Origin of the sequence: Azospirillum fermentarium (assembly GCF_025961205.1) — a bacterium.
GTDB lineage: Bacteria > Pseudomonadota > Alphaproteobacteria > Azospirillales > Azospirillaceae > Azospirillum > Azospirillum fermentarium.
In genome coordinates, this window is the sequence record NZ_JAOQNH010000001.1 from 1,705,029 (window position 1) to 1,724,154 (window position 19,126).

A 19,126-nucleotide genomic window follows, 5' to 3' on the forward strand; every position below is an offset into this window, starting at 1 on the left:
TTCGATAGGGCGGGTCAGCATAGCCGCTTGCGTCCGGCAATGGGACCGTTCAGCGTGCGGCCCGGAGTTGTTAGCAGGAGCAAGCCATGAAGGCGCGTGTGAAGTGGGTCGATGGCATGATGTTCGTCGGCGAATCGGGGAGCGGCCACGCCGTGGTGATGGACGGCGCGCCGGAGGCCGGCGGGCGCAACCTGGGCATCCGGCCCATGGAGATGCTGCTGATCGGCATGGGCGGCTGCTCGTCCATCGACGTGGTGATGATCCTGAAGAAGGGCCGCGAGGCGGTCACCGATTGCGTGGCCGAGATCGAAGCCGAACGGGCCGACACCGAGCCGAAGGTCTTCACCAAGATCCACATCCATTTCATCGTGACCGGCAAGAACCTGAACCCCGTCAAGGTGGAGCGGGCCATCCAGCTTTCGGCGGAAAAATACTGCTCCGCCTCCATCATGCTGGGGGCGACCGCCGCCATCACCCATGATTTCGAGGTGGTGGAGGGGTAAGGCCGGTGATGGACCGCGTTTCCCTTTCCGCCCGCTGGGGCGGGGGAGCGGCTGCGGCTGCGGCTACGGTGAGCCGGTGCCGGCGGCGTCGTACTGCTGTTGGGCGGCCAGCACCGATTCGATATGGGTTTCCGCCCAATCGGCCAAGGCCGCCAGCGGGACCGCCAGGGTGCGGCCCAGCGGCGTCAGTTCGTATTCCACCGTCACCGGCACGGTGGGAAAGGCCCGCCGTTCCACCAGCCCGTCGCGTTCGAGCTTCTTCAGGGTCTGGGACAGCACCTTCTGCGACACGCCCTGAACCTCCCGCCGCAACTGGTTGAAGCGCCGCGGCCCGGAGCCCAGCCGGCCCAGCAGCAGCACGACCCATTTGTCGGCCAGCCGGTCGAGCACGAGACGGGTGGGGCAGCGTTGCTCGTAAACATCGTATTCGAACATGGCATCCGGCGGCATCATGGTTTCCCCAAGGTGACCACGTTACCAGAAGGTGCCTTCTTCACACCAGGGATCATATCCTGTAGCTGGTTTCTATCAGAAACCTAGTGTGATGGAGACACGCGATGGCTGGTGCAATTCTGGTTCTGGGGGCCACGGGCACGGTGGGCACGCCGCTGGTGGAGCGTCTGGTGGCGCTGGGCCAGCGGGTGAAGGCCGCCTCCCGCGCCGCCACCCCGGTTGCGGGGGCGGAGGCCGTGCGTTTCGATTACACCGACCCCAGCGGGTGGGACGCGGCGTTCGACGGGGCGGACCGAGCCTTCGTGGCGGCGCCCACCGGCACCATGGACCCGCTGGGGATGCTGGCCCCCGTGCTGACGGCCCTGGCCGCACGGCGGGTGAAGGTGGTGCTGCAAACGGCATTGGGCGTGGATGCCGACGACAGCATTCCCTACCGTCAGGCGGAGCGGCTGCTGGAGCGGTCGGGCGCGGCGTTCGTCATCCTGCGGCCCAACTGGTTCTCCGACAATTTCCGCACCTTCTGGCTGGCGGGGATCGGGCAGGGCGTGGTGGCGGTCCCGGCGGGCGAGGGGAAATCCAGCTTCATCGACGTGCGCGACATCGCCGAATCGGCGGCTGCCGCCCTGACCACGAACCGTTTCGACGGGCAGGCGTTCAACCTGACCGGGCCGGAGGCTTTGGGCTATGCCGAGGCTGCGGCGCTGCTGACGGAGATCATCGGGCGGCCCGTGGCCTACAACGCCGTGGACGATCAGACCTTCATCGGCATCCTGAGCGCGGCGGGGGTGCCGAACGGCTATGCCGGGTTCCTGGCGTCGATCTTCCACCCGGTGCGGGAGGGGTGGACCGCTGCGGTGTCCCCGGCGGTGGAAACCCTGACCGGGCATCCGCCGCGGTCCGTGCGGCAGACGCTGGTGGATCATAAGGGCGTTTTCGCCGGGTCTTGAGCATGGGTGGCATCCCCGGCCCCGCTTGGAGGTTGGCACCTCCAAACCTCCGCCTTTCTTACAAAAAGAAGGGGGATTTGGGGGCCACCCCAAACGGGTTTGGGCGGTGGCCCAATGCGATCAGAAGGGGCCACCAGAGACGCCACCGCCGCGTTCAATTCCTGCGGCAGGTCGTCGGCGGTGCCCCCGCATTATCCCCGCCCGGCCATCAGGCTTTCCGCCGCCCGGCGCGCCTCGTCGGTCACGGTGGCGCCCGACAGCATCCGCGCGATCTCCTCGCGCCGCTCATCGCCTTCCAGCACGGCGACTCCGGTGGAGACCCGCTCCCCCTTCACCGTCTTCTGCACCTTCAGGTGGGTGGCCCCCAGGGCCGCCACCTGCGGGCTGTGGGTGACGACCAGCACCTGCAGCCCATGGCCAAGGGCTGCCAGCCGTTCGCCCACCGCGGCGGCGACGGCGCCGCCGATGCCGGTGTCCACCTCGTCGAACACCATGGTGCCGACGGTGGAGGTCTGGGCCAGCACCACCTTCAGGGCCAGCATGAAGCGGGCCAGTTCACCGCCCGAGGCGATCTTGTTGAGCGCGCCCGGCGGGGAGCCGGGGTTGGTCGCCACCAGGAAGGCCACCCGGTCGATGCCCGACGGTCCCCAGTCGCCCTCGTCCAGCGGCTCCACCAGCGTGCGGAAGCGGGCCTTGTCCAGCTTCAGCGGCGGCAGTTCGCCGGCGACCGCCGCGTCCAGCCGCCCGGCGGCGCTCTGGCGCTCCTGGCTCAGCTTTTCGGCGGCGGCGCGGTAGGTCTCGCGGGCGGTTTCCGCCTCCCGCGCCAGCCGGGCCAGCAGGTCGCCCTGATCCTCGATCAGCGACAGGCGGCGGGCGAAATCATCGCGGAGCGCCGCCAGTGAATCGACCTCCACCCCATGCTTGCGGGCGGCGGCGCGCAGTGCGAACAGGCGCTCTTCCAGCTTTTCCAGGGCCGCCGGGTCCATGTCCACGTCGGCGGAGGCGGCGTGCAGCCCGGCAATGGCCTCCGCCGCCTCGTTGGCGGCGCGGTCCAGGGATGCGATGACGGGATCCAGCCGCCCGCCGGCCTTGTCGGCGATGCGCGACAGGGTGCGGATGGCAGACGACAATTGCCGCTCGACCCCCCGGTCGCCGGACAGGTCGGCGAAGGCGGCGTTGAGCGCGTCCACCAGCTTTTCCCGGTGCATCAGCACCGCGCGGGTTTCCGCCAGCTCCTCCTCCTCCCCCGCGCGGGGGGCGAGCGCGTCGAGTTCGGCCACGGCGTGGCGCAGGTATTCCTCTTCGGCGCGGGCGCGGGCGATGTCGGCGGCGGCGTTGGCGCGGGCGTCCTCCACCTGCCGCCACGCGCGGTAACTGGCCGCCACCTGCGCGTGGCGCGCGGCAAGCCCGGCATAGGCGTCGAGCACCCCGCGGTGGGTCTGGGGGTTCAGAAGGCCGTGGGTGTCGAACTGCCCGTGAACCTCCACCAGCTCCTCGCCCAGCCGGCGGAGCAGGGCCACGCCCACCGCCTGATCGTTGACCCAGGCGCGGGACCGGCCGTCGGCGCTGACCGTGCGGCGGATCACCAGCCGGTCGTCGGCGTCCAGCCCCTGTTCCTTGAGGATGGCGAAGGCCGGATGGTCACCCGAAAGGTCGAATTCGGCGGTGACGCTGGCCTGTTCGGCGCCGTGGCGCACCAGACCGGAATCGGCCCGTGCCCCCAGCGCCAGCCCGAGCGAATCGAGCAGGATCGACTTGCCGGCCCCCGTCTCGCCGGTCAGCACGCACAGGCCGGCACGGAAATTCAGGCTGAGCCGCTCGATGAGGACGACATCGCGGATGGTGAGGGAGACGAGCCCCGACCGGCCTAGAACACGGAGTTCCAGACTTTGCTGATCCACGACTTCGGATTCTGCGCCGGACGCACGTTGGCGTCCACCAGCAGAGCGTAGCTGTCCACGTACCATTCGCTGCCCGGAAAATTGTGACCCAGCACGGCGGCGGCGGTCTTCGCCTCGTCCACCACGCCCAGGGCGAGATAGCATTCGACCAGCCGGTGCAGTGCCTCGGGCACGTGCGAGGTGGTCTGATACTGCTCGATGACCGTGCGGAAACGGCCCAGAGCGGCGGTGTATTGGTTCTGCTTCAGATAGAAGCGTCCGACCTCCATCTCCTTGCCGGCCAGATGGTCGTTGGTCAGGTCGATCTTCAGACGCGCGTCGCGGGCGTATTGGGTGTCGGGGAAGCGGCGGACCACCTCGGCCAGGGCGTCCAGCGCCTGGCGCGTCACGCGCTGGTCGCGGCGCACGTCGGTGATCTGCTCGTAATAGCACAGCGCGCGCATGTAATAGGCGTACGCCACATCCGGGCTGCCGGGGTGGAGCTGGATGAAGCGGTCCAGCGCCAGGATGGCGTCGTCGTACTTCAGGTTCTCGTAATGAGCGTAGGCGGCACGGAGCTGCGCCTTGGTCGCCCATTGGGAGTAGGGGTGCTGCCGCTCCACCTCGTCGAACAGCTTGGCGGCGGTCTTGTACTCCTCCGCCTTCATGGCGGCTTCCGCCTCCTGGAAAATCTGTTCGGCCGGACGCTCCACATAGGGAAGCTCATCCTTATCGCCGGAACAGGCGGACACCGTGAGGCCCAGCATCAGGGCCACCAGGGGCAGGCGGAAAGCGCGCAAGAACATTTTCGTCCAACGGACCGTGGAATCGTGGCCCCTATATAGCACGCGGGCAGCCGTGCCCGGCAAGTCCCCCTGTAAGGCCGGGGCACGGTTGGTGTAGGATGGGGCCACGTCTTCATTGAACGGGGGCCGGCGTGGCTGCGCGTTTCGACACCTCCGACCGTCCGTTCCAGCCCAACGCACGGGCCAAGCCGCGCCGCCCGGTGGCGGTGGCGCTGAAGTACGAGCTGGGCGGGCGCGACCTGCCGCGGGTGGTGGCGACGGGCCGCGGCACGGTGGCCGAACAGATCCTGGAAATCGCCTTCGCCAACGGGGTGAAGGTGCGCGAGGACGCCGATCTGGTGGAAATCCTGTCGGCGGTCGATGTGGACAGCGAAATCCCGCTGGAAGCCATCGTTGCGGTGGCGGAGATCCTGTCCCATGTCTATCGTGCCAACGGCACCGTCGTACCCGACCCGGACCCTGTGGAATGACGTCACCGGACACTCACCAGCGCGGCACCGTGCGCGCGGATATGGAAGCCCTGGCCGCCACGCTGGACGACGCCCGCGCGGGCGTGGCCGCGGGCGATGGCCTGGACCTGACCGGCCTGGACCAGCGGGTCGGGGGGCTGTGCGCCGCCGTCGCGGCCCTGCCGCGGGACGAGGCGCGGGCACTGGCCGCCGGGCTGGAACGGCTTCTGGACGTGCTGGGGGCGCTGGCCGACACCATCGGCGAACGGCAGCAGGCCACGGCGGCGGAGCAGGAGCAGAACGCCCGGCGGCGGGCCGCCGCCGCCTATGGCCGCCCCGGGCCGCTGGCGGTTCCGCTCGATACCTCATCCCCCCGGCACCCGTCCGGTGATAGGGTGCCCGACGGCGAGCCTCCTTCCGACACCTGATGTGACCTTATCCATGGATTTCGATCTTTACGCCCGCTTCGTCCTGGCGCTGGCGTTCGTCATCGGCCTGTTCGCGGTGATGGCGCTGGTGATGCGCCGGCTGGGCGTGGGTGTGGGGGCCCGCGGCGGATCGCGGCTGCGCCGGCTGGCGGTGGTGGACATGCTGGCGCTGGATCCCCGCCGCCGGCTGGTGCTGATCCGCCGCGACGGCACCGAACATCTGTTGCTGCTGAGCGCGTCGGGCGACGTGGTGGTCGAGACCGGCATCCGCCCTCCGGAATCGTTCGAGGACACCATGAAGACTCTTCCCCCCGCCGCCGCTCCGGCGGCGGAGGTGGCGCCATGAACCGCGGGCACCTGCGCCGGGCGGTGCTGTGGGGGGCGGTGCTGGCGCTGGGCGCCGGCATTACGGCCGGGCTGTCGGCGGGGCCGGCGCTGGCCCAGAGCCTGACGTTCGACCTGAACGACGCCGGCGGGTCCACCACCGGGCGGGTCATCCAGCTTGTGGCCATGATCACGGTGCTGTCGCTGGCGCCGTCGATCCTGATCATGATGACCGCCTTCACCCGCATCGTCATCGTGCTGTCGTTCCTGCGCCAGGCGCTGGGCGTGCAGCAGGTGCCGCCCAACACCGTGCTGGTGTCGCTGGCGCTGTTCCTGACCTTCTTCGTCATGGCCCCGATCTTCGAACGGTCCTACACCCAGGGGATCGTGCCGCTGATCAACGACGACATCGACGAGATGGAGGCGCTGCGCCGCACCGCCGCCCCGTTCCGCGATTTCATGCTGCGCCACACCAACGAAAAGGATCTGCAGCTTTTCGTGGACATGGGCCGGGTGGGGCCGATCGCATCGCCCGACGCCACCCCGTACCACGTGCTGATTCCCGCCTTCATGATTTCCGAGATCAAGCGGGCCTTCGAGATCGGATTCCTGCTGTTTCTGCCGTTCCTCATCATCGACATGGTGGTGTCGTCGATCCTGATGTCCATGGGCATGATGATGCTGCCACCAACGATGGTGGCAATCCCATTCAAGATCATCTTTTTCGTGCTTGTTGACGGCTGGTACCTCATTGCGGGATCGCTCGCGCGCAGTTTTGGCACGCTGTGAGGAGGGCGCGGCGATCCGGCGCTTGACTTCGCGGGCGTTCACGGGCGTTACAATCACACAAAGATCCGCCGGTTTCCCGGATACCGGGCCCGGCGGCCTTCCGTCCTTGTCCCTGTGAGGCAGCAGGCACCCCCCGATCATGACCGCTCCGTCATCGAAGACCGCTGGCCCCGACCGGGGCCGTCTGGCGGCGTTGCTTTTGGGTGCCATCGGCGTCGTTTACGGCGACATCGGCACCAGCCCGCTTTACACCTTCCGCGAATGCCTGACCGAAGAGCATGGAATCGCGGTCATCCCGGCCAATATCTACGGCGTCGTATCGCTGGTGTTCTGGGCGCTGGTGATCGTGGTGTCGGTCAAATACGTCCTGTTCGTCATGCGGGCGGACAACAAGGGGGAAGGCGGCATCCTGGCGCTGCTGGCGCTGGCGACCCAGAGCCGCCCCGACGCGTCCGGCCGGCTGGGCTTCCTGATGGCGCTGGGCGTGTTCGGCGCCGCCCTGTTCTATGGCGACGGCATCATCACCCCCGCCATCTCGGTTCTGTCGGCGGTGGAGGGGCTGGAGATCGCCGAACCGGCGCTGGAGAGGGTGGTGGTGCCGATGACGCTGGTCATCCTGGTGCTGCTGTTCTCGATCCAGAGCCGGGGCACGTCCAAGGTGGGGGCGCTGTTCGGCCCGATCATGGTGCTGTGGTTCGTGGTGCTGGCCATCCTGGGGCTGGCGCAGGTGGTGCAGGCGCCGGAGATCCTGGCGGCGCTGGACCCGCGCTACGGCCTGTCGTTCCTGGCGGAGAACCGGCTGAAGGCGTTCACCGTGCTGGGGTCCGTCGTGCTGGCGGTGACGGGGGCGGAGGCGCTCTATGTGGACATGGGCCATTTCGGCCGGTTTCCCATCCAGGCGGCGTGGTTCGGGCTGGTGCTGCCGTCGCTGATGCTGAACTATCTGGGGCAGGCAGCGCTGCTGCTGCATGACCCGGAAGCGGTGCGCAACCCCTTCTACCTGCTGGCGCCGGACTGGGCGCTCTATCCGCTGATCGCGCTGGCGACGGCGGCGGCGGTGATCGCCAGCCAGGCGGTGATCTCCGGCGTGTTCTCGCTGACGCGGCAGGCGGTGCAGCTCGGCCTGTGCCCGCGGCTCGACATCCGCCACACCTCCAGCGAGGAGGAGGGGCAGATCTACATCGCGCGGGCCAACTGGGGCCTGCTGTTCGCCATCATCGGGCTGGTGCTGTGGTTCGAATCGTCGGGCAACCTGGCAGCGGCCTACGGCATCGCGGTGACGGGGACCATGCTGATCTCCACCATCCTGGCGCTGGTGGTGGCCCGGCGGCGGTGGCACTGGTCGGTCCTGCTGTGCGTGCTGGTGGGGGGCGTGTTCCTGATCGTGGACGTGGCCTTCTTTGCCGCCAACATCATCAAGGTGCCCCAGGGCGGCTGGGCGCCGCTGGCCATCGGCGTCGTCACCCTGTTCCTGATGTCCACGTGGCGGCGGGGGCGGGCGGTGCTGTCGCGCCGTCTGGCCGAGGATTCGCTGCCGCTTGAGGATTTCGTGAAGCGGCAGGCCAAATCCCCCATCCACCGGGTGAAGGGCACGGCGGTGTTCATGACGTCGGGTGCCGGCACCGTTCCCATCGCCATGCTGCACAACCTGAAGCACAATCAGGTGCTGCACGAGCGGGTGGTGTTCCTGACCGTGCTGGTGGACGACGTGCCCCGCGTGCCGGCCAAGGACCGCGTGACGGTGGAGGGGCTGGCCGAGGGCTTCTACCGCATCGTCGTGCGCTATGGCTTCTCGCAGGAGCCGAACATCCCCAACGCGCTGCGGCTGTGCAAGGCGCTGGGGCTGGAATTCGACATGATGACCACCTCCTTCTTCCTGGGGCGGGAGACGCTGATCCCCAAGATGCAGCCGCCCATGGCCCAATGGCGGGAGAAGCTGTTCGTGGTCATGTCGCGCACGTCGGTCAGCGCTACCGATTTCTTCAAGATCCCGCCCAACCGGGTGGTGGAACTGGGCACCCAGGTTCAGTTGTGATGACGCTCTCGCTGCGTGACCATGCCGTGGCGGTGCTTCTGGCGCCGTCGCCGGCCGACAAGATGGCTCTGACCCTGGAAGCGGCGGCGGCGTGGAAGGCCGGTGGGATGACGGTGGGGGAGGCCGGGCCGCCCGCCCGTCCGGCCCGGCCCGAGCGCCCGCCGCTGATGCTGCCCCGCGACATGCCCCGGCGCAGCGTGGGCGGGCCGCAGGGGCGGGTGGCGCTGCTGCACGCCCTGGCGCACATCGAGCTGAACGCCATCGATCTGGCCTGGGATCTCATCGCCCGCTTCGGCGCGGTGCCGTTCCCCACGGGCTTCTTCGACGACTGGGTGCAGGTGGCGGAGGACGAGGCCATCCATTTCCGCCTGCTGGCGGACCGGCTGGCCGATTTCGGCGCGGCCTATGGCGATCTTCCCGCCCACGATGGGCTGTGGCAGGCGGCGGAGGTCACCGCCGGCGACCCGCTGGCCCGGCTGGCGGTGGTGCCCATGGTGCTGGAGGCGCGCGGGCTGGACGTCACCCCCGCCACCATCGCCCGGTTCGAGGCGCTGGGCGACGGCCACAGCGCAGCGCTGTTGCAGCGAATCTTCGATGACGAGATCACCCATGTGGCCAGTGGACGCCGCTGGTTCCAATGGTTGTGCATCCGGGATGGCCTTGATCCCGAATCCGTGTACCAGGACCGGGTGCGCCGCTTCTTCCGCGGGGTCTTGAAGGCTCCCTTCAATCAGGAGGCCCGCGGGCGTGCGGGGCTTCCCGCCTCTTATTACCTGCCTTTGGCGGATGACAGTCGCGGCGCGTGATGCGGCACGGCACAGGTTCCGTGACAAACCTGCCGGGAGTTGAGTAGCATCGGGGCCGTTTGCGCGTGCGAGGTCGGCGGGCATGGTCAATGTCGGGGCGAAGGTATCGGGGGGGCCGGGGGCCGCTGCCGGTGACCGCTGGCGGGTGCCCGCCCTGGCGAATCTTGCCGTTGCCGCCATCTATGCCCTGGTGGGCGCGCTGGTGGAGGTGTTCTTCTCCTCCATCGGCCTGTTCCCGGCACCGCTGTGGCCATCCGCCGGAATCGGCGTGGTGGCCGGGGCCATCTATGGCTGGTCCATCGTGCCGGGGCTGTTCCTCGGCTCCCTGATTATCAACGCGCTCAGTTTTTCCGCCCCGTTGGGGATGGCTTTGCCCATTTCGCTGGCCAACGCGCTGGGGCCGGTCGTGGGCATTGTGCTGGCCCGCCGTTTCGCCCGCCGCACCGACGCGCTGTTCGGCGTGCGCGACGTGGCGTCCTTCACCATGTTCGCGGTGGTGCTGCACGCGGCCATCACGGGCGGGGCGGGGGCGCTGACGCTGTCCTTGAACGGGCGGATCCTGTCGGGGGCGCTGGGGCGCACCTTTCTGGAATGGTGGCTGTCGGATGCCTGGGGCACGCTGGCGCTGGCCCCGCCGGTGCTGCTGTGGCTGCTGGACCCGGCCACCCGCGCCGGGCGCAACCGCCAGGGTGAATGGCTGGGGGTGTCGCTGGCGCTGATGGCCGGCAGCGCGGCGCTGTTCCTGTGGCGTGGGCTGGAAGGGCAGGCGGACGCGGCCTTGCCCTTCCTGCTGCTGGTGCCGTGCGCGTGGCTGGCCGTGCGCTTCACCTCGCGGGAGGCGTACACGGTGTTCAGCGCCGTAGTGGTGATTGCGGTGATCATGACCGCCACCGGCTACGGCCCCTTTGCCGGCGCGGGCATCCACCGTCCGCTGTTCTTCGTCGGCATCTTCACGGTCACCGGGGCGGCGCTGATCCTGTCGTGCGGGGCGCTGGCCAACAACCGGCGGCGGGCGGAGCGGGCGCTGCGCTCCATGGTCGCCACGCTCGAGCAGCGGGTGGCCGAACGGACCGCCGCATTGCAGGCCAGCGAGGCGCTGCTGCGGCAGGTGGTGGAGGATCTGCCCCTGCCCATCAGCCTCGTGCGGCCCGAGGACGACCGGCTGCTGTTCGCCAACGGGCAGGCGCGGCGCCTGTTCGGCGTCGATCCGGCCATCGAACCCGACCGGCACGAATCGGCGCTGTGGTGCCGGCTGGAGGACCGGCAGCGGGTCTTCGCCGCCGTCACCGCCGGCGAGGCGGTGCAGGACATGGAAACCGAGCTGTGGAACGCAAAGCGGGAGGTGATCACCGCCCTCGTCTCCGCCTCGCTCACCCGTTTCGGGGACACGCCGGTCGTGCTGCTGGGGACCGCCGACATCACCGACCGCAAACGCAGCGAGCAGGCGGTGCGCGAGAGCGAGCGCAAGCTGCGCCTTCTGACCGACAACATGACCGACGTGGTGTGGGCCGTCGATCCCGGCCTGCGCTATACCTTCGTCAGCCAATCGGTGGAACAGGCCCGCGGCATTCCGCCCGACGCCCTGCTGGGCCGGTCCATCTTCGAATTCCTGTCGCCGGAAAGCGGGGAGCGGGCCGGGCGCGCCATCGCCAGCGCCACCGCCGCCGCCGCCGCCCAGAAGCAGGAGCGTGCCGAAGTCCGCCTGGAGCTGGAGGTGGTGCGCCCCGACGGCATCGTGCTGGAGTGCGAGACCTGCATGACCCTGCTGCTCGATTCCTACGGGCGTCTTCTGGGGCTGCAGGGGGTGACCCGCGACATCCGCGAGCGCAAGATCCTGGAGGCCGAGCTGCACCGGCTGGCCACCACCGATGCCCTGACGGGGCTGCTGAACCGGCGGGCGTTCCTGGACCGGCTGGGGTCCGACATCGCGCGCAGCCTGCGCTATGGCCGCCCCATGACGCTGGCGATGGTGGACCTGGACCATTTCAAGCGCATCAACGACCAGTTCGGCCATGGGGTGGGCGACGAGGTGCTGGTGGCGTTTGCCGGCGTGTGCCGCACCGCGTTGCGCGACGCCGATGTGGTGGGGCGGCTGGGGGGCGAGGAATTCGCCGTGCTGTTGCCGGAAACCGCCATCCGCCGCGCCGCCTCCACCGCGGAGCGCCTGCGCGAGGCGGTGGAGGCGCTGCGCATCTCCGCCGACGGCGGTCCGGTCACCCCCACCGCCAGCATCGGGCTGGCGCCGTTGGGGCCGGGGGATGATGCCTCCCGTCTGATGGCGCGGGCGGATCATGCGCTCTATGCCGCCAAGCAGCAGGGGCGGAACCGGGTGGTGTCTGCGGGTGAATAGGAATATTGACCTTCATTTTTCTGAAAAAGCCTGTTGCACACCCCCCGCCTCCTAACTATAGTCCCGCTCCACCGACGGACGCGCGAAACGAACGGAGCGTAGCGCAGCCTGGTAGCGCATCAGACTGGGGGTCTGGGGGTCGCAGGTTCAAATCCTGTCGCTCCGACCAGCGCGACTGTCGGTCACGATTAAGGCGGCTCAGCGTTTGCTGGCCGCCTTAATTTTTGTCTTCATGCCAAGACGTGCGTCACCGCAATTCCACGCCGTGGTCCGCCGCCGGGGCGGATGGGGGAGCGGTCTTGCGCTTTGCCCGCCGCCGGGGCGTGCGGGTCTCTGCCGGGGGGGCGGGCAAGGGCGTGGCGCCGGTGTCTGCCGGGGCCGCAAGGCGGGTGCGGATGAACGCGTCAACCGCCTCCAGGGCATCGTACAGGGCAGCGCTGTGAGGGGTGGGCTCGCAGGGGGAGCTCATGCGGTGACCTCGCTGTTTTCAAGGGACGGGGGCTGGGGGAATGGGGCTGGCCGGCCGTGCGGGTTATACGTTTTTTGCGTATGTATGTCAACGTGGAAAACGTATTAAAATGCGTGCAACGTCCCTTGCGCCACAAGGAGAGAGCGATGGACGTTACCCAGACCCTCCGCACCATGAGAGAGCGGGCCGGTTATTCCTTGGATTCGTTTGCCAAGGATATGGGGTATCGCGGGGCATCGAGCATTCAGCGTTATGAGGATCCACGGGAATACACCGACTGCCTTCCCTATAAATTCGTCAAGAAGGCACTTCCTCTCCTTGTGAAGCGCGGGATTCCGGAGGCGGAGGTTCTGGCCCTTGCCGGACCGCTGGCCCGCACGGACGTGGACGGCGGCGGAGCGAAGAACCTTGACGACATTCCGGTGGGGCGGATCAGGATCTTCGTCGAGGCGCTTGCCGAATTCTGCAACGACAAGGCGCTGGTCCTGTCACCACGGGACCAGGGTGACATCGTCGCCCGCATCTGCCGGTGGTACGAAGAGGAGGTAGCGGCCGGGCGGGAGGTTCCGTATCCATCCGTGGCTGAGGCGAAGCGCTTCATCCCCCTTTTGCTTGGCCCTCGCCTGTTCTGACGCCACTTTCTCCCCAAGCTCGGCAAGCGCGTCGAGCCGGTCGAGTTGGGTTTCGGAAGCGTCTTCGGAATTTTGCGCCATACCCGTCGCTCTCGGCACACCTTTTTACGTTTGCGTATCGTCTGTCTGCGTAAAGATCGGCGGGGTTTGCGCGGCGGGCAAGGGGCGGAGCGCCTCTTGCCCGCCGCTGCCCGGAATCAGGCGGCCAGACGCATGATCATGCAGATCGCAGCGGTCATAGCACCGTGGGGAGCGCTTTCATCCCGCACCAGATCCAGGCCGAAATGAGACTTGGCGAGATTAACGGTTTCGTTCCAGGCGGCACTGAATTCTGACGTGCCAAAGGCATCGGCATTGTGGTGTAGGAAGGAGCCGAAAGCAGTATTGCAGAATGCCTCATAGTCTACTGTGCGGACGATAAATTCATGCCAAGCATCGTCCATCAAATTCCAAGCAGCCAGAGTCTTGTCAGGGTACATAGCGCACAGTGTCATAAAAGCTTGCAGATGAGTTGTAGCGGCACGAGCTTTTTCTGGCGCTTTTCCACGCTTGAGCAGAGCATTTTCTATTTGCGAAAAATCATAATTCTGAACGAAAATAGTATTCCCCAATTTACTCTCCATTGCGGTTGGTTGATGTTAATCCGCCGACCAATAAAGCAGCTTTTGTAACAAGGGCTGATAGATCATGCTGGCGGGTTACGCCCATTTCTCGTTTGGCTGCTGCTAAATGCGTGCGTATGGTGTGGATGCTGCGACCAGTATTTTCTGCAATATCGTCTGGTGTCTTCCCTTCCGCAATCCGTGCTGCTACAAATGCTTCTGAAGGTGATAAGCAAAATGCGTCACTTAGCAACATTTCTAGCTCTTCGGCATCTTCCTGAGAAACAACTGCTATGATTACTGCTGGATCGGTGGGCCCCGCCCCCATCAAGGCAGCAAGCGTATAGCCTCCTTCAGAGAGAGGGAGAGGTAGAAGTGCCGTATTTCTTTTTCCAAGAGAAATTTCAGAAATCAAAAATCTTAATTTTCTAGTGATATCATTTTTTATCGATTCAATTTTGTCATCATTATCGATCTTTAATATTTGGCCTCGACATAATATTCGCATCATGGATAGAGTGCTGTCTAGAAGTAACCCTGTGTGATCAACGATACATATAGCAATTCCTGCATTATCAAGGAAAGAGGTTAAACGACATATTGCCTGCTCTCTCGCTAAGTATTGGCGAATCTCACTTGGCTTTGTCTCGGGCGTAATCGTGAAGGCTGCTGATCCACTGGCATTTACAGGAAACCAAAGCTGTGCATTCCAATGACAATCGATGCCAACGTGATGACGATCATACGTAATGCCTGTGGAGCCATAATTTCGGCAGAACCTATGGCTTTTGGTGTAAGCGCGATATTCCTTTGCAAATGCGAGAAACCATGCTGGGTCTTTTAAGATTGCAGGGTCTGTGTTTTTCTTTTTACTGATACCATCCCAGTAACAATCATCAAATGTAACAATATTATCCCAATCAACAGAATACAAAGACATACCTTTTTGATTTACCCCAACAATGACATTATCCTTATAAATAAAAGCAGCTCCGGACGCCATATCGGCAATTTCTACTAATTTCCAGAGAGAATCAGGGGTATCAGAGTTTGTGTTTCGCCAAGCATTCTTCATCGTGAGCCTTAAGATTGTGCCTGATAGGAACCTTACACCATTAAAACATGGAGTCATAATTAAATTTGGTGATAGTACAATTAATACATTTGTATTTGTTTAATAGAGGCTATGCATTCATACGAATTCTCTAGCAGTTTTTGCATTTGATATTATTCATTAGCGACATCGTTATTTTCGCTTCGTTTACGCTCTGATTAAGAAGTTAGTGTGCAATGAAACTCATGCGCTAACAGGCTACGGAAAAGGCCAAATTGGCATCTGAGCATCCCATATATTGAGGTAATCGGGGCGCATCAGCCACAACATGCGGAACCTATTTGGCCAAATTCAGAGTTTTTCCGCAGCCTGCTAAAACCGTTTGGCGGTGTGATCGTTTAGGATAGTAATGTTATAATTCTGTGTTTCTTAAGAGATCTCCCCCCTCCCCATGTGACAGCCTCCCTGTTTCCACTATGGTAGCGTCCGATTTGGAACCGAGCGGGGGAGGGCGTGTCATGGGCTGGGCGGACGGGTATGTGATGGATACCCTGTGTTCACCGGGATTCTATCGGGAAACCGCGCCGGCCTATCTTCGCTATGCCGCCCTGCTGGGAGGCTTTGCGGTGGAGGAGCCGCGGCAGGGGCTGGAGCTGGGGTGCGGCATCGGTTTCAACGTCGCGCTGCTGGCCGCGGCCAATCCGGGGTGCGATTGGGTGGGGGTGGATTTCAACCCCGGGCATATCGCCGCCGCCGCCGCCTTCCAGCGCGAGGCCGGGCTGACCAATCTGCGCTACGACGATGCCTCCTTCGCCGCGTGGGCAGGGGAGGAGCGGGGGAGCTTCGGCGCCGTCCTGCTCCATGGGATCTATTCGTGGATCGACGCGGCCACCGCCGCCGATGTGCGGCGTATCCTGGGGCGGTCGCTGGCGGTGGGCGGGGTGGCGTACCTGTCCTACAACACCCCGCCGGGGTGGGCGGCGGTGGCGCCGCTGCGCCGGCTGCTGCTGGAACACGCCCGCCGTCACCCCGGCACGGCGGGGGAGCGGGTGCAGGGTGGCATTGCCTTCGCCCAGACCCTGGCCTCCGCCGCGGCTTCCGGGCCGGCGGGCGGGTACTTCGCCGCCAACCCCGCCGCCGCGGCGCGGCTGGCCGAACTGGCGGAACAGGATCCGCGCTATCTCGCCCATGAATATCTCAACGATTCCTGGCGCCTGCTCGATCATGCGGAGGTGGCGGGGGAGATGGCGGCGGCCCGGCTGACCTATCTGGGGCTGGCCGATCCCACCGACCCGTTCCCCGCCCTGACCGTGCCGGAGGGCGCGCGGGCGCTCTTTGCCGGCAGCCCCGACCGGGTGATGGCGGAAACCGTGCGGGATTACGCGGTGGGGCGCGCCTTCCGCCGCGATCTTTATGGGCGCGGGGCGGTGGCGCTGACCGCGGCGGAGCGGGAGGAGCGGCTGATGGCCGCTCCCCTGGCCACCCTGACCTATCCCGAGGATCTCCAGACCGTCACCCGCACCGGCATGGGCATGGTGGAGGCCGACCCGGCCATCGCCCGCCCCCTGGTGGCCCGGCTGTGGCAGGAGGGGCCGCAACCCCTGTCGGCTCTGGCCCGGCGGGAGTGGCCGATGCCGGACCTGCTGCACACGGTGGCGCTGCTGGTGCTGGGGGGGCAGATCCACCCCGCCGGCCCGGTGGACGCCGCCGCCCGCGCGGTGGCCCGCCGCTTCAACGCCGTGGTGTGTGCCAAGACCCGCCGGGGCGGGACCATGGGGTTCCTGGCCGCCCCCGGCATCGGCAGCGGGATCGCCGCCGGGGTGATGGAACAGGTGCTCTACACCGCCATGCTGGCCGCTCCGGAAGCGGGTGCGGAGGATTTGGCCGCGGCGGTTCTGCCCCATCTGGAGGCGCTGGGCCGTCCGCTTCTGCGTGACGGCCAGCCCATCGCCGGCCCCGCCGCCGCGCGGGAGGAACTGGCGGCCCGGCTGCGGCGCCACCGGGAACGGCGGGTGCCGGTATGGCGCGCGCTGGGGGTTTTGTGACCCCTTTTCGAGAGAACAGCCGCGCCGTCCGGTGGCCTCCTATGACCAACGGGAAGTTGCCGGCCCTCCATCTTTGCGACAGATCTTTCCCGCTCGTCCGGTGCGCGTGCGCACCCTTCCATGCCGCTCAGCGTTCATGCCGCTCAATGGGACATGTGTCATGAAGAACGGGATGCCGGAAAAAGACCTGATCCTCGATGCCTATGCTCAGGCCCTGCTGGCCGCGAAATCCAAGGGGATGGACGGCGACCGGGCCAAGACCGCCGCCCGCAACGCCGCGGCCCGGGCGGTGAGCAAGGCCATCCAACGCCCCATCACCCCCGATTACGTGGCCGAGATCGTCGCCCGGTTCTGACGGGTTTCCAGCCACGCCCGGCACGCCCGATAGGGATCCGGCACGCCGTTCAGGTCCAGCACATCCCCCGGCGGTGCCGTCCACGCGGCGGCCCCGCGGGTGCGGGCCAGCGCGTCCAGGGCCTGGACGGCGGCGGGATGGCCGGTGACGATCACCGCGCGCAGAAGCGGGGCCGTGGCGGCTTCGGCCAGAACCGCCTGGGCGTCTCCGGTCCGGTCGGCGCAATCCACGGCGATGCCGGCAACCGCCCGCGGGGCCGCCGCCGCCGCCGTGGCCGCCATGGCCAGGAACCAGCCGGCCCCCCCATGGGCGGCCGCGGCGGGGGCGCTCAGCAGCAGCACCGCGGTGCCGGCATCCGCCGCGGCGCGCACGGCCGCCGCCGCCTCGTCCGGGCCGTGGACGCGCACGGCGGGGATCACGGCTCCGTCCCCGCGGCCGGCTGGCGCCCCAGCCCGTGGCGGAACGGCTGCTGTGCGTCGTGCAGCACCAGCGTCAATTGGCCGTCCACCACGATGAGCTGCTTTTTCATCTGGCTGGACAGCGGCACCTTCCGCTCCATCAGATAGCGCATGGCCATGGCCGCCAATTCGGCCTCGGCGACGGCAACGCTGGTTTCGGTCCCATGATCGTCGCGGATGACGAACCGGGCTCTGACCGACGTATCGTCCTCGGTCAGGTGGATGCGGGCCACCTGCCCGGCGGGCAGGGGCTGGCGGCGGAAGCGGTAAAACTCCACCAGGGCCTGAAACAGCTCCATATCGTCCAGGACGATGCAGCGGACTTCATGCATGGGGGCGGCTCTCTTCGGAGGGCGAGTCGGCATCGCCGGCCAGGGGCGGGCCGTCCGGTCTGGGCAGGCGGGCGGCGCGGGGCACCGCCGGCCCCGGTTCCATGGGCGATGCCAGCGGCGCCGGGCCGTCGCCGGTGCCGCCGGGCTTGCCGTTGAACAGAGCGCAGGGGAAGGGCTGCCCCACCTCGAACCCATAGGATTTGGGGTAGCGCTGGATCAGGCGGTCCTGCGCCTCCCGCCGGTTGGTGGCGACCACCAGATAGCGGCGGGTGCCGCCCCACACCGGGGCCATGCGGTGGGAATGATTGGCTTCGCCCGCCGTGTGGGTCACCGGCATCTCCCAGATGGTGCCGGGGCGGGGATCCAGGCGGTCGAACACGTAATAGCGCTCCGCCGGGGTGTTCCTGGCGGCGGCGAGCTGGCGTTCGGCGGCGGCCAGCGCCGTCTGCACCTCGCCCAGCCGGGTGTCGAGGCCGTTCAGTTTTTCCTGAGCTTCGTACAGGGTCTGGGTGATGCCCTCCACCTCCGTTCCGATGGTGGAGAGGGCTTTTTCCTCCGCTTCCATGGCGCGGCGGGCGGCGGCGGCCCGGCGCAGCCCCAGCCGGGTCAGGATCGCGCTGAAGACGATCAGCGATACCGCACCGTACAGAAGAAGGGCGATCATGCCACGGCCCGTGCGGCGCCATCCGGTGACGGGGGGGCGGGCATGGCTTCGGCCCGGCGGGGCCGCGCCGGCTCGATCCCCTTGCGCACGTCGAAGGCGCGGGACACGGTGGCAAAGGCCGCGTCGGCGTTGGCCGCCCAGATGTGGGCCATGTTGTTGTGCTGCCAGATGTCACGGGAAAACGGCAGCGCCTGGTTGCCGCGGCGGGCGTCGGCGCGGACCTGCAGCGGGCTGAGGAACAGCCCGGCCCCGGCGTCGGGTTCGCCCAGTTCGTGGACCATTTCGATCCGCTCGCTCAGCAGCGTCTGGGTCAGGGCCAGCACCTTCTGGCGGTCGGCGACGGCGGTGTCGATGGCCGCCTGCCGCTCCCTGGCGTCACGCTGGAGGGAGTCCAGGCGCTGGCGCAGGCGGGTGAGGTTGGCGGCCCGGCTGTCCTTTTCCCGGCTCAGGATATAGCGCTGGCGCGCGACGGAGGCCATGCGCAGGCTTTCCACCACCACGGACAGTCCCAGCGCCGCGGCGCTCAGAACAACCAGAACGGTTGAAAACACTTCCAGGTTGGTCATCGCACCGCTTTCCGCCGCATGCGGGGGTACAGGCATGCTGCCGGTGGATACCCCCCTTGCCTTGATGTTTATCTTCACCGGGTCTATAAATGACGTCAAGCGTGTGTTGCCATATCTTTATCCGCAACGCTGCCCACCACTCCTTCACTCTGCAAGCATAGTTATCGAGCTCAGATAAC

Annotated in this window: 22 protein-coding genes and 1 tRNA gene; 13 read left to right on the plus strand and 10 right to left on the minus strand. The window is 66.6% G+C overall.

Annotated elements, in window-relative coordinates; genetic code table 11:
* Positions 1-86 precede the first annotated feature (86 nt).
* Positions 87-503 (plus strand): OsmC family protein, encoded by a 417-nt coding sequence (locus M2352_RS08155; protein WP_264663997.1) that lies wholly within the window; start codon positions 87-89, stop codon positions 501-503.
* Between the two features lie 63 nt (positions 504-566).
* Here M2352_RS08155 and M2352_RS08160 read toward each other — a convergent pair whose 3' ends face one another.
* The gene (locus tag M2352_RS08160; RefSeq protein WP_264663998.1) at positions 567-956 is read right to left on the minus strand and encodes a winged helix-turn-helix transcriptional regulator; all 390 of its coding nucleotides are present in this window, start codon (positions 954-956) and stop codon (positions 567-569) included.
* A 104-nt stretch (positions 957-1,060) separates the two neighbouring features.
* Between M2352_RS08160 and M2352_RS08165 the strand changes: the two genes are divergently transcribed.
* Positions 1,061-1,903 (plus strand): SDR family oxidoreductase, encoded by an 843-nt coding sequence (locus tag M2352_RS08165; RefSeq protein ID WP_264663999.1) that lies wholly within the window; start codon positions 1,061-1,063, stop codon positions 1,901-1,903.
* A 191-nt stretch (positions 1,904-2,094) separates the two neighbouring features.
* Here M2352_RS08165 and recN read toward each other — a convergent pair whose 3' ends face one another.
* Both recN and M2352_RS08175 read right to left on the minus strand, forming a co-directional pair.
* Positions 2,095-3,804 carry a DNA repair protein RecN gene (gene recN / locus M2352_RS08170; protein WP_264664000.1) on the minus strand — a complete coding sequence of 570 codons (1,710 nt, stop codon included), beginning with the start codon at positions 3,802-3,804 and terminating at the stop codon, positions 2,095-2,097.
* Positions 3,771-4,589, minus strand: coding sequence for an outer membrane protein assembly factor BamD (locus M2352_RS08175; RefSeq protein ID WP_264664001.1), 819 nt, complete (start codon positions 4,587-4,589; stop codon positions 3,771-3,773). The genes recN and M2352_RS08175 overlap by 34 nt, the downstream gene beginning before the upstream one ends.
* Before the next feature lie 131 nt (positions 4,590-4,720).
* Here M2352_RS08175 and M2352_RS08180 point away from each other — a divergent pair, with 131 nt between their 5' ends.
* The 8 genes from M2352_RS08180 (at position 4,721) to M2352_RS08215 (ending at position 11,939) form a co-directional block, all read left to right on the plus strand.
* Positions 4,721-5,059 carry an EscU/YscU/HrcU family type III secretion system export apparatus switch protein gene (locus M2352_RS08180; RefSeq protein ID WP_264664002.1) on the plus strand — a complete coding sequence of 113 codons (339 nt, stop codon included), beginning with the start codon at positions 4,721-4,723 and terminating at the stop codon, positions 5,057-5,059.
* Positions 5,056-5,466: a hypothetical protein gene (locus tag M2352_RS08185; RefSeq protein ID WP_264664003.1), complete on the plus strand. Its 411-nt coding sequence runs from the start codon at positions 5,056-5,058 to the stop codon at positions 5,464-5,466. The genes M2352_RS08180 and M2352_RS08185 overlap by 4 nt, the downstream gene beginning before the upstream one ends.
* Before the next feature lie 13 nt (positions 5,467-5,479).
* Positions 5,480-5,812, plus strand: coding sequence for a flagellar biosynthetic protein FliO (locus M2352_RS08190; protein ID WP_264664004.1), 333 nt, complete (start codon positions 5,480-5,482; stop codon positions 5,810-5,812).
* Positions 5,809-6,579, plus strand: coding sequence for a flagellar type III secretion system pore protein FliP (fliP, locus tag M2352_RS08195; RefSeq protein WP_264664005.1), 771 nt, complete (start codon positions 5,809-5,811; stop codon positions 6,577-6,579). Before M2352_RS08190 ends, fliP begins: the two co-directional genes overlap by 4 nt.
* A 139-nt stretch (positions 6,580-6,718) precedes the next feature.
* The gene (locus tag M2352_RS08200) at positions 6,719-8,614 is read left to right on the plus strand and encodes a potassium transporter Kup (protein WP_264664006.1); all 1,896 of its coding nucleotides are present in this window, start codon (positions 6,719-6,721) and stop codon (positions 8,612-8,614) included.
* Entirely contained in the window at positions 8,614-9,420 is an 807-nt protein-coding gene (locus M2352_RS08205; RefSeq protein ID WP_264664007.1) for a ferritin-like domain-containing protein, read from the plus strand. The genes M2352_RS08200 and M2352_RS08205 overlap by 1 nt, the downstream gene beginning before the upstream one ends.
* An 82-nt stretch (positions 9,421-9,502) precedes the next feature.
* Positions 9,503-11,770 (plus strand): GGDEF domain-containing protein, encoded by a 2,268-nt coding sequence (locus M2352_RS08210; RefSeq protein WP_264664008.1) that lies wholly within the window; start codon positions 9,503-9,505, stop codon positions 11,768-11,770.
* A gap of 92 nt (positions 11,771-11,862) precedes the next feature.
* Positions 11,863-11,939 (plus strand) — tRNA-Pro (locus tag M2352_RS08215).
* 78 nt (positions 11,940-12,017) lie between these two features.
* Here M2352_RS08215 and M2352_RS08220 read toward each other — a convergent pair.
* Positions 12,018-12,239 carry a hypothetical protein gene (locus M2352_RS08220; protein WP_264664009.1) on the minus strand — a complete coding sequence of 74 codons (222 nt, stop codon included), beginning with the start codon at positions 12,237-12,239 and terminating at the stop codon, positions 12,018-12,020.
* 146 nt (positions 12,240-12,385) lie between these two features.
* Here M2352_RS08220 and M2352_RS08225 point away from each other — a divergent pair, with 146 nt between their 5' ends.
* Positions 12,386-12,871 carry an XRE family transcriptional regulator gene (locus tag M2352_RS08225; protein ID WP_264664010.1) on the plus strand — a complete coding sequence of 162 codons (486 nt, stop codon included), beginning with the start codon at positions 12,386-12,388 and terminating at the stop codon, positions 12,869-12,871.
* 197 nt (positions 12,872-13,068) lie between these two features.
* Here the strand turns inward: M2352_RS08225 and M2352_RS08230 are convergent, their stop codons facing one another.
* Together M2352_RS08230 and M2352_RS08235 are read right to left on the minus strand one after the other, a co-directional pair.
* Positions 13,069-13,482, minus strand: a complete 414-nt coding sequence (locus M2352_RS08230) for a glycine-rich domain-containing protein (protein WP_264664011.1) — start codon at positions 13,480-13,482, stop codon at positions 13,069-13,071.
* Position 13,483: 1 nt separating this feature from the next.
* Positions 13,484-14,548: a helix-turn-helix transcriptional regulator gene (locus M2352_RS08235; protein ID WP_264664012.1), complete on the minus strand. Its 1,065-nt coding sequence runs from the start codon at positions 14,546-14,548 to the stop codon at positions 13,484-13,486.
* A 497-nt stretch (positions 14,549-15,045) separates the two neighbouring features.
* Between M2352_RS08235 and M2352_RS08240 the strand changes: the two genes are divergently transcribed.
* Together M2352_RS08240 and M2352_RS08245 are read left to right on the plus strand one after the other, a co-directional pair.
* Positions 15,046-16,572: a class I SAM-dependent methyltransferase gene (locus M2352_RS08240; RefSeq protein WP_264664013.1), complete on the plus strand. Its 1,527-nt coding sequence runs from the start codon at positions 15,046-15,048 to the stop codon at positions 16,570-16,572.
* A 160-nt stretch (positions 16,573-16,732) separates the two neighbouring features.
* Positions 16,733-16,927 (plus strand): hypothetical protein, encoded by a 195-nt coding sequence (locus M2352_RS08245; protein WP_264664014.1) that lies wholly within the window; start codon positions 16,733-16,735, stop codon positions 16,925-16,927.
* Here M2352_RS08245 and M2352_RS08250 read toward each other — a convergent pair.
* From M2352_RS08250 to M2352_RS08265, 4 genes are read right to left on the minus strand one after another with little or no spacing between them, the layout of a single operon-like run.
* Positions 16,897-17,346, minus strand: a complete 450-nt coding sequence (locus M2352_RS08250; protein ID WP_264664015.1) for a hypothetical protein — start codon at positions 17,344-17,346, stop codon at positions 16,897-16,899. The genes M2352_RS08245 and M2352_RS08250 overlap by 31 nt on opposite strands.
* The gene (locus M2352_RS08255; protein WP_264664016.1) at positions 17,343-17,717 is read right to left on the minus strand and encodes a hypothetical protein; all 375 of its coding nucleotides are present in this window, start codon (positions 17,715-17,717) and stop codon (positions 17,343-17,345) included. Before M2352_RS08255 ends, M2352_RS08250 begins: the two co-directional genes overlap by 4 nt.
* Entirely contained in the window at positions 17,710-18,381 is a 672-nt protein-coding gene (locus M2352_RS08260) for a hypothetical protein (RefSeq protein WP_264664017.1), read from the minus strand. Before M2352_RS08260 ends, M2352_RS08255 begins: the two co-directional genes overlap by 8 nt.
* On the minus strand, positions 18,378-18,947 hold the full coding sequence (locus M2352_RS08265; RefSeq protein ID WP_264664018.1) for a hypothetical protein: 570 nt from the start codon (positions 18,945-18,947) through the stop codon (positions 18,378-18,380). Before M2352_RS08265 ends, M2352_RS08260 begins: the two co-directional genes overlap by 4 nt.
* Between the last annotated feature and the right edge of the window lie 179 nt (positions 18,948-19,126).

Coding starts and splice junctions, on each gene's coding strand:
- M2352_RS08155 (WP_264663997.1), top strand. CDS start 87: ATGAAGGCGCGTGTGAAGTGGGTCGATGGCATGATGTTCGTCGGCGAA.
- M2352_RS08160 (WP_264663998.1), bottom strand. CDS start 956: ATGATGCCGCCGGATGCCATGTTCGAATACGATGTTTACGAGCAACGC.
- M2352_RS08165 (WP_264663999.1), top strand. CDS start 1,061: ATGGCTGGTGCAATTCTGGTTCTGGGGGCCACGGGCACGGTGGGCACG.
- M2352_RS08175 (WP_264664001.1), bottom strand. CDS start 4,589: ATGTTCTTGCGCGCTTTCCGCCTGCCCCTGGTGGCCCTGATGCTGGGC.
- M2352_RS08185 (WP_264664003.1), top strand. CDS start 5,056: ATGACGTCACCGGACACTCACCAGCGCGGCACCGTGCGCGCGGATATG.
- M2352_RS08190 (WP_264664004.1), top strand. CDS start 5,480: ATGGATTTCGATCTTTACGCCCGCTTCGTCCTGGCGCTGGCGTTCGTC.
- fliP (WP_264664005.1), top strand. CDS start 5,809: ATGAACCGCGGGCACCTGCGCCGGGCGGTGCTGTGGGGGGCGGTGCTG.
- M2352_RS08200 (WP_264664006.1), top strand. CDS start 6,719: ATGACCGCTCCGTCATCGAAGACCGCTGGCCCCGACCGGGGCCGTCTG.
- M2352_RS08205 (WP_264664007.1), top strand. CDS start 8,614: ATGACGCTCTCGCTGCGTGACCATGCCGTGGCGGTGCTTCTGGCGCCG.
- M2352_RS08210 (WP_264664008.1), top strand. CDS start 9,503: ATGGTCAATGTCGGGGCGAAGGTATCGGGGGGGCCGGGGGCCGCTGCC.
- M2352_RS08220 (WP_264664009.1), bottom strand. CDS start 12,239: ATGAGCTCCCCCTGCGAGCCCACCCCTCACAGCGCTGCCCTGTACGAT.
- M2352_RS08225 (WP_264664010.1), top strand. CDS start 12,386: ATGGACGTTACCCAGACCCTCCGCACCATGAGAGAGCGGGCCGGTTAT.
- M2352_RS08235 (WP_264664012.1), bottom strand. CDS start 14,548: ATGAAGAATGCTTGGCGAAACACAAACTCTGATACCCCTGATTCTCTC.
- M2352_RS08240 (WP_264664013.1), top strand. CDS start 15,046: ATGGGCTGGGCGGACGGGTATGTGATGGATACCCTGTGTTCACCGGGA.
- M2352_RS08245 (WP_264664014.1), top strand. CDS start 16,733: ATGAAGAACGGGATGCCGGAAAAAGACCTGATCCTCGATGCCTATGCT.
- M2352_RS08255 (WP_264664016.1), bottom strand. CDS start 17,717: ATGCATGAAGTCCGCTGCATCGTCCTGGACGATATGGAGCTGTTTCAG.
- M2352_RS08260 (WP_264664017.1), bottom strand. CDS start 18,381: ATGATCGCCCTTCTTCTGTACGGTGCGGTATCGCTGATCGTCTTCAGC.
- M2352_RS08265 (WP_264664018.1), bottom strand. CDS start 18,947: ATGACCAACCTGGAAGTGTTTTCAACCGTTCTGGTTGTTCTGAGCGCC.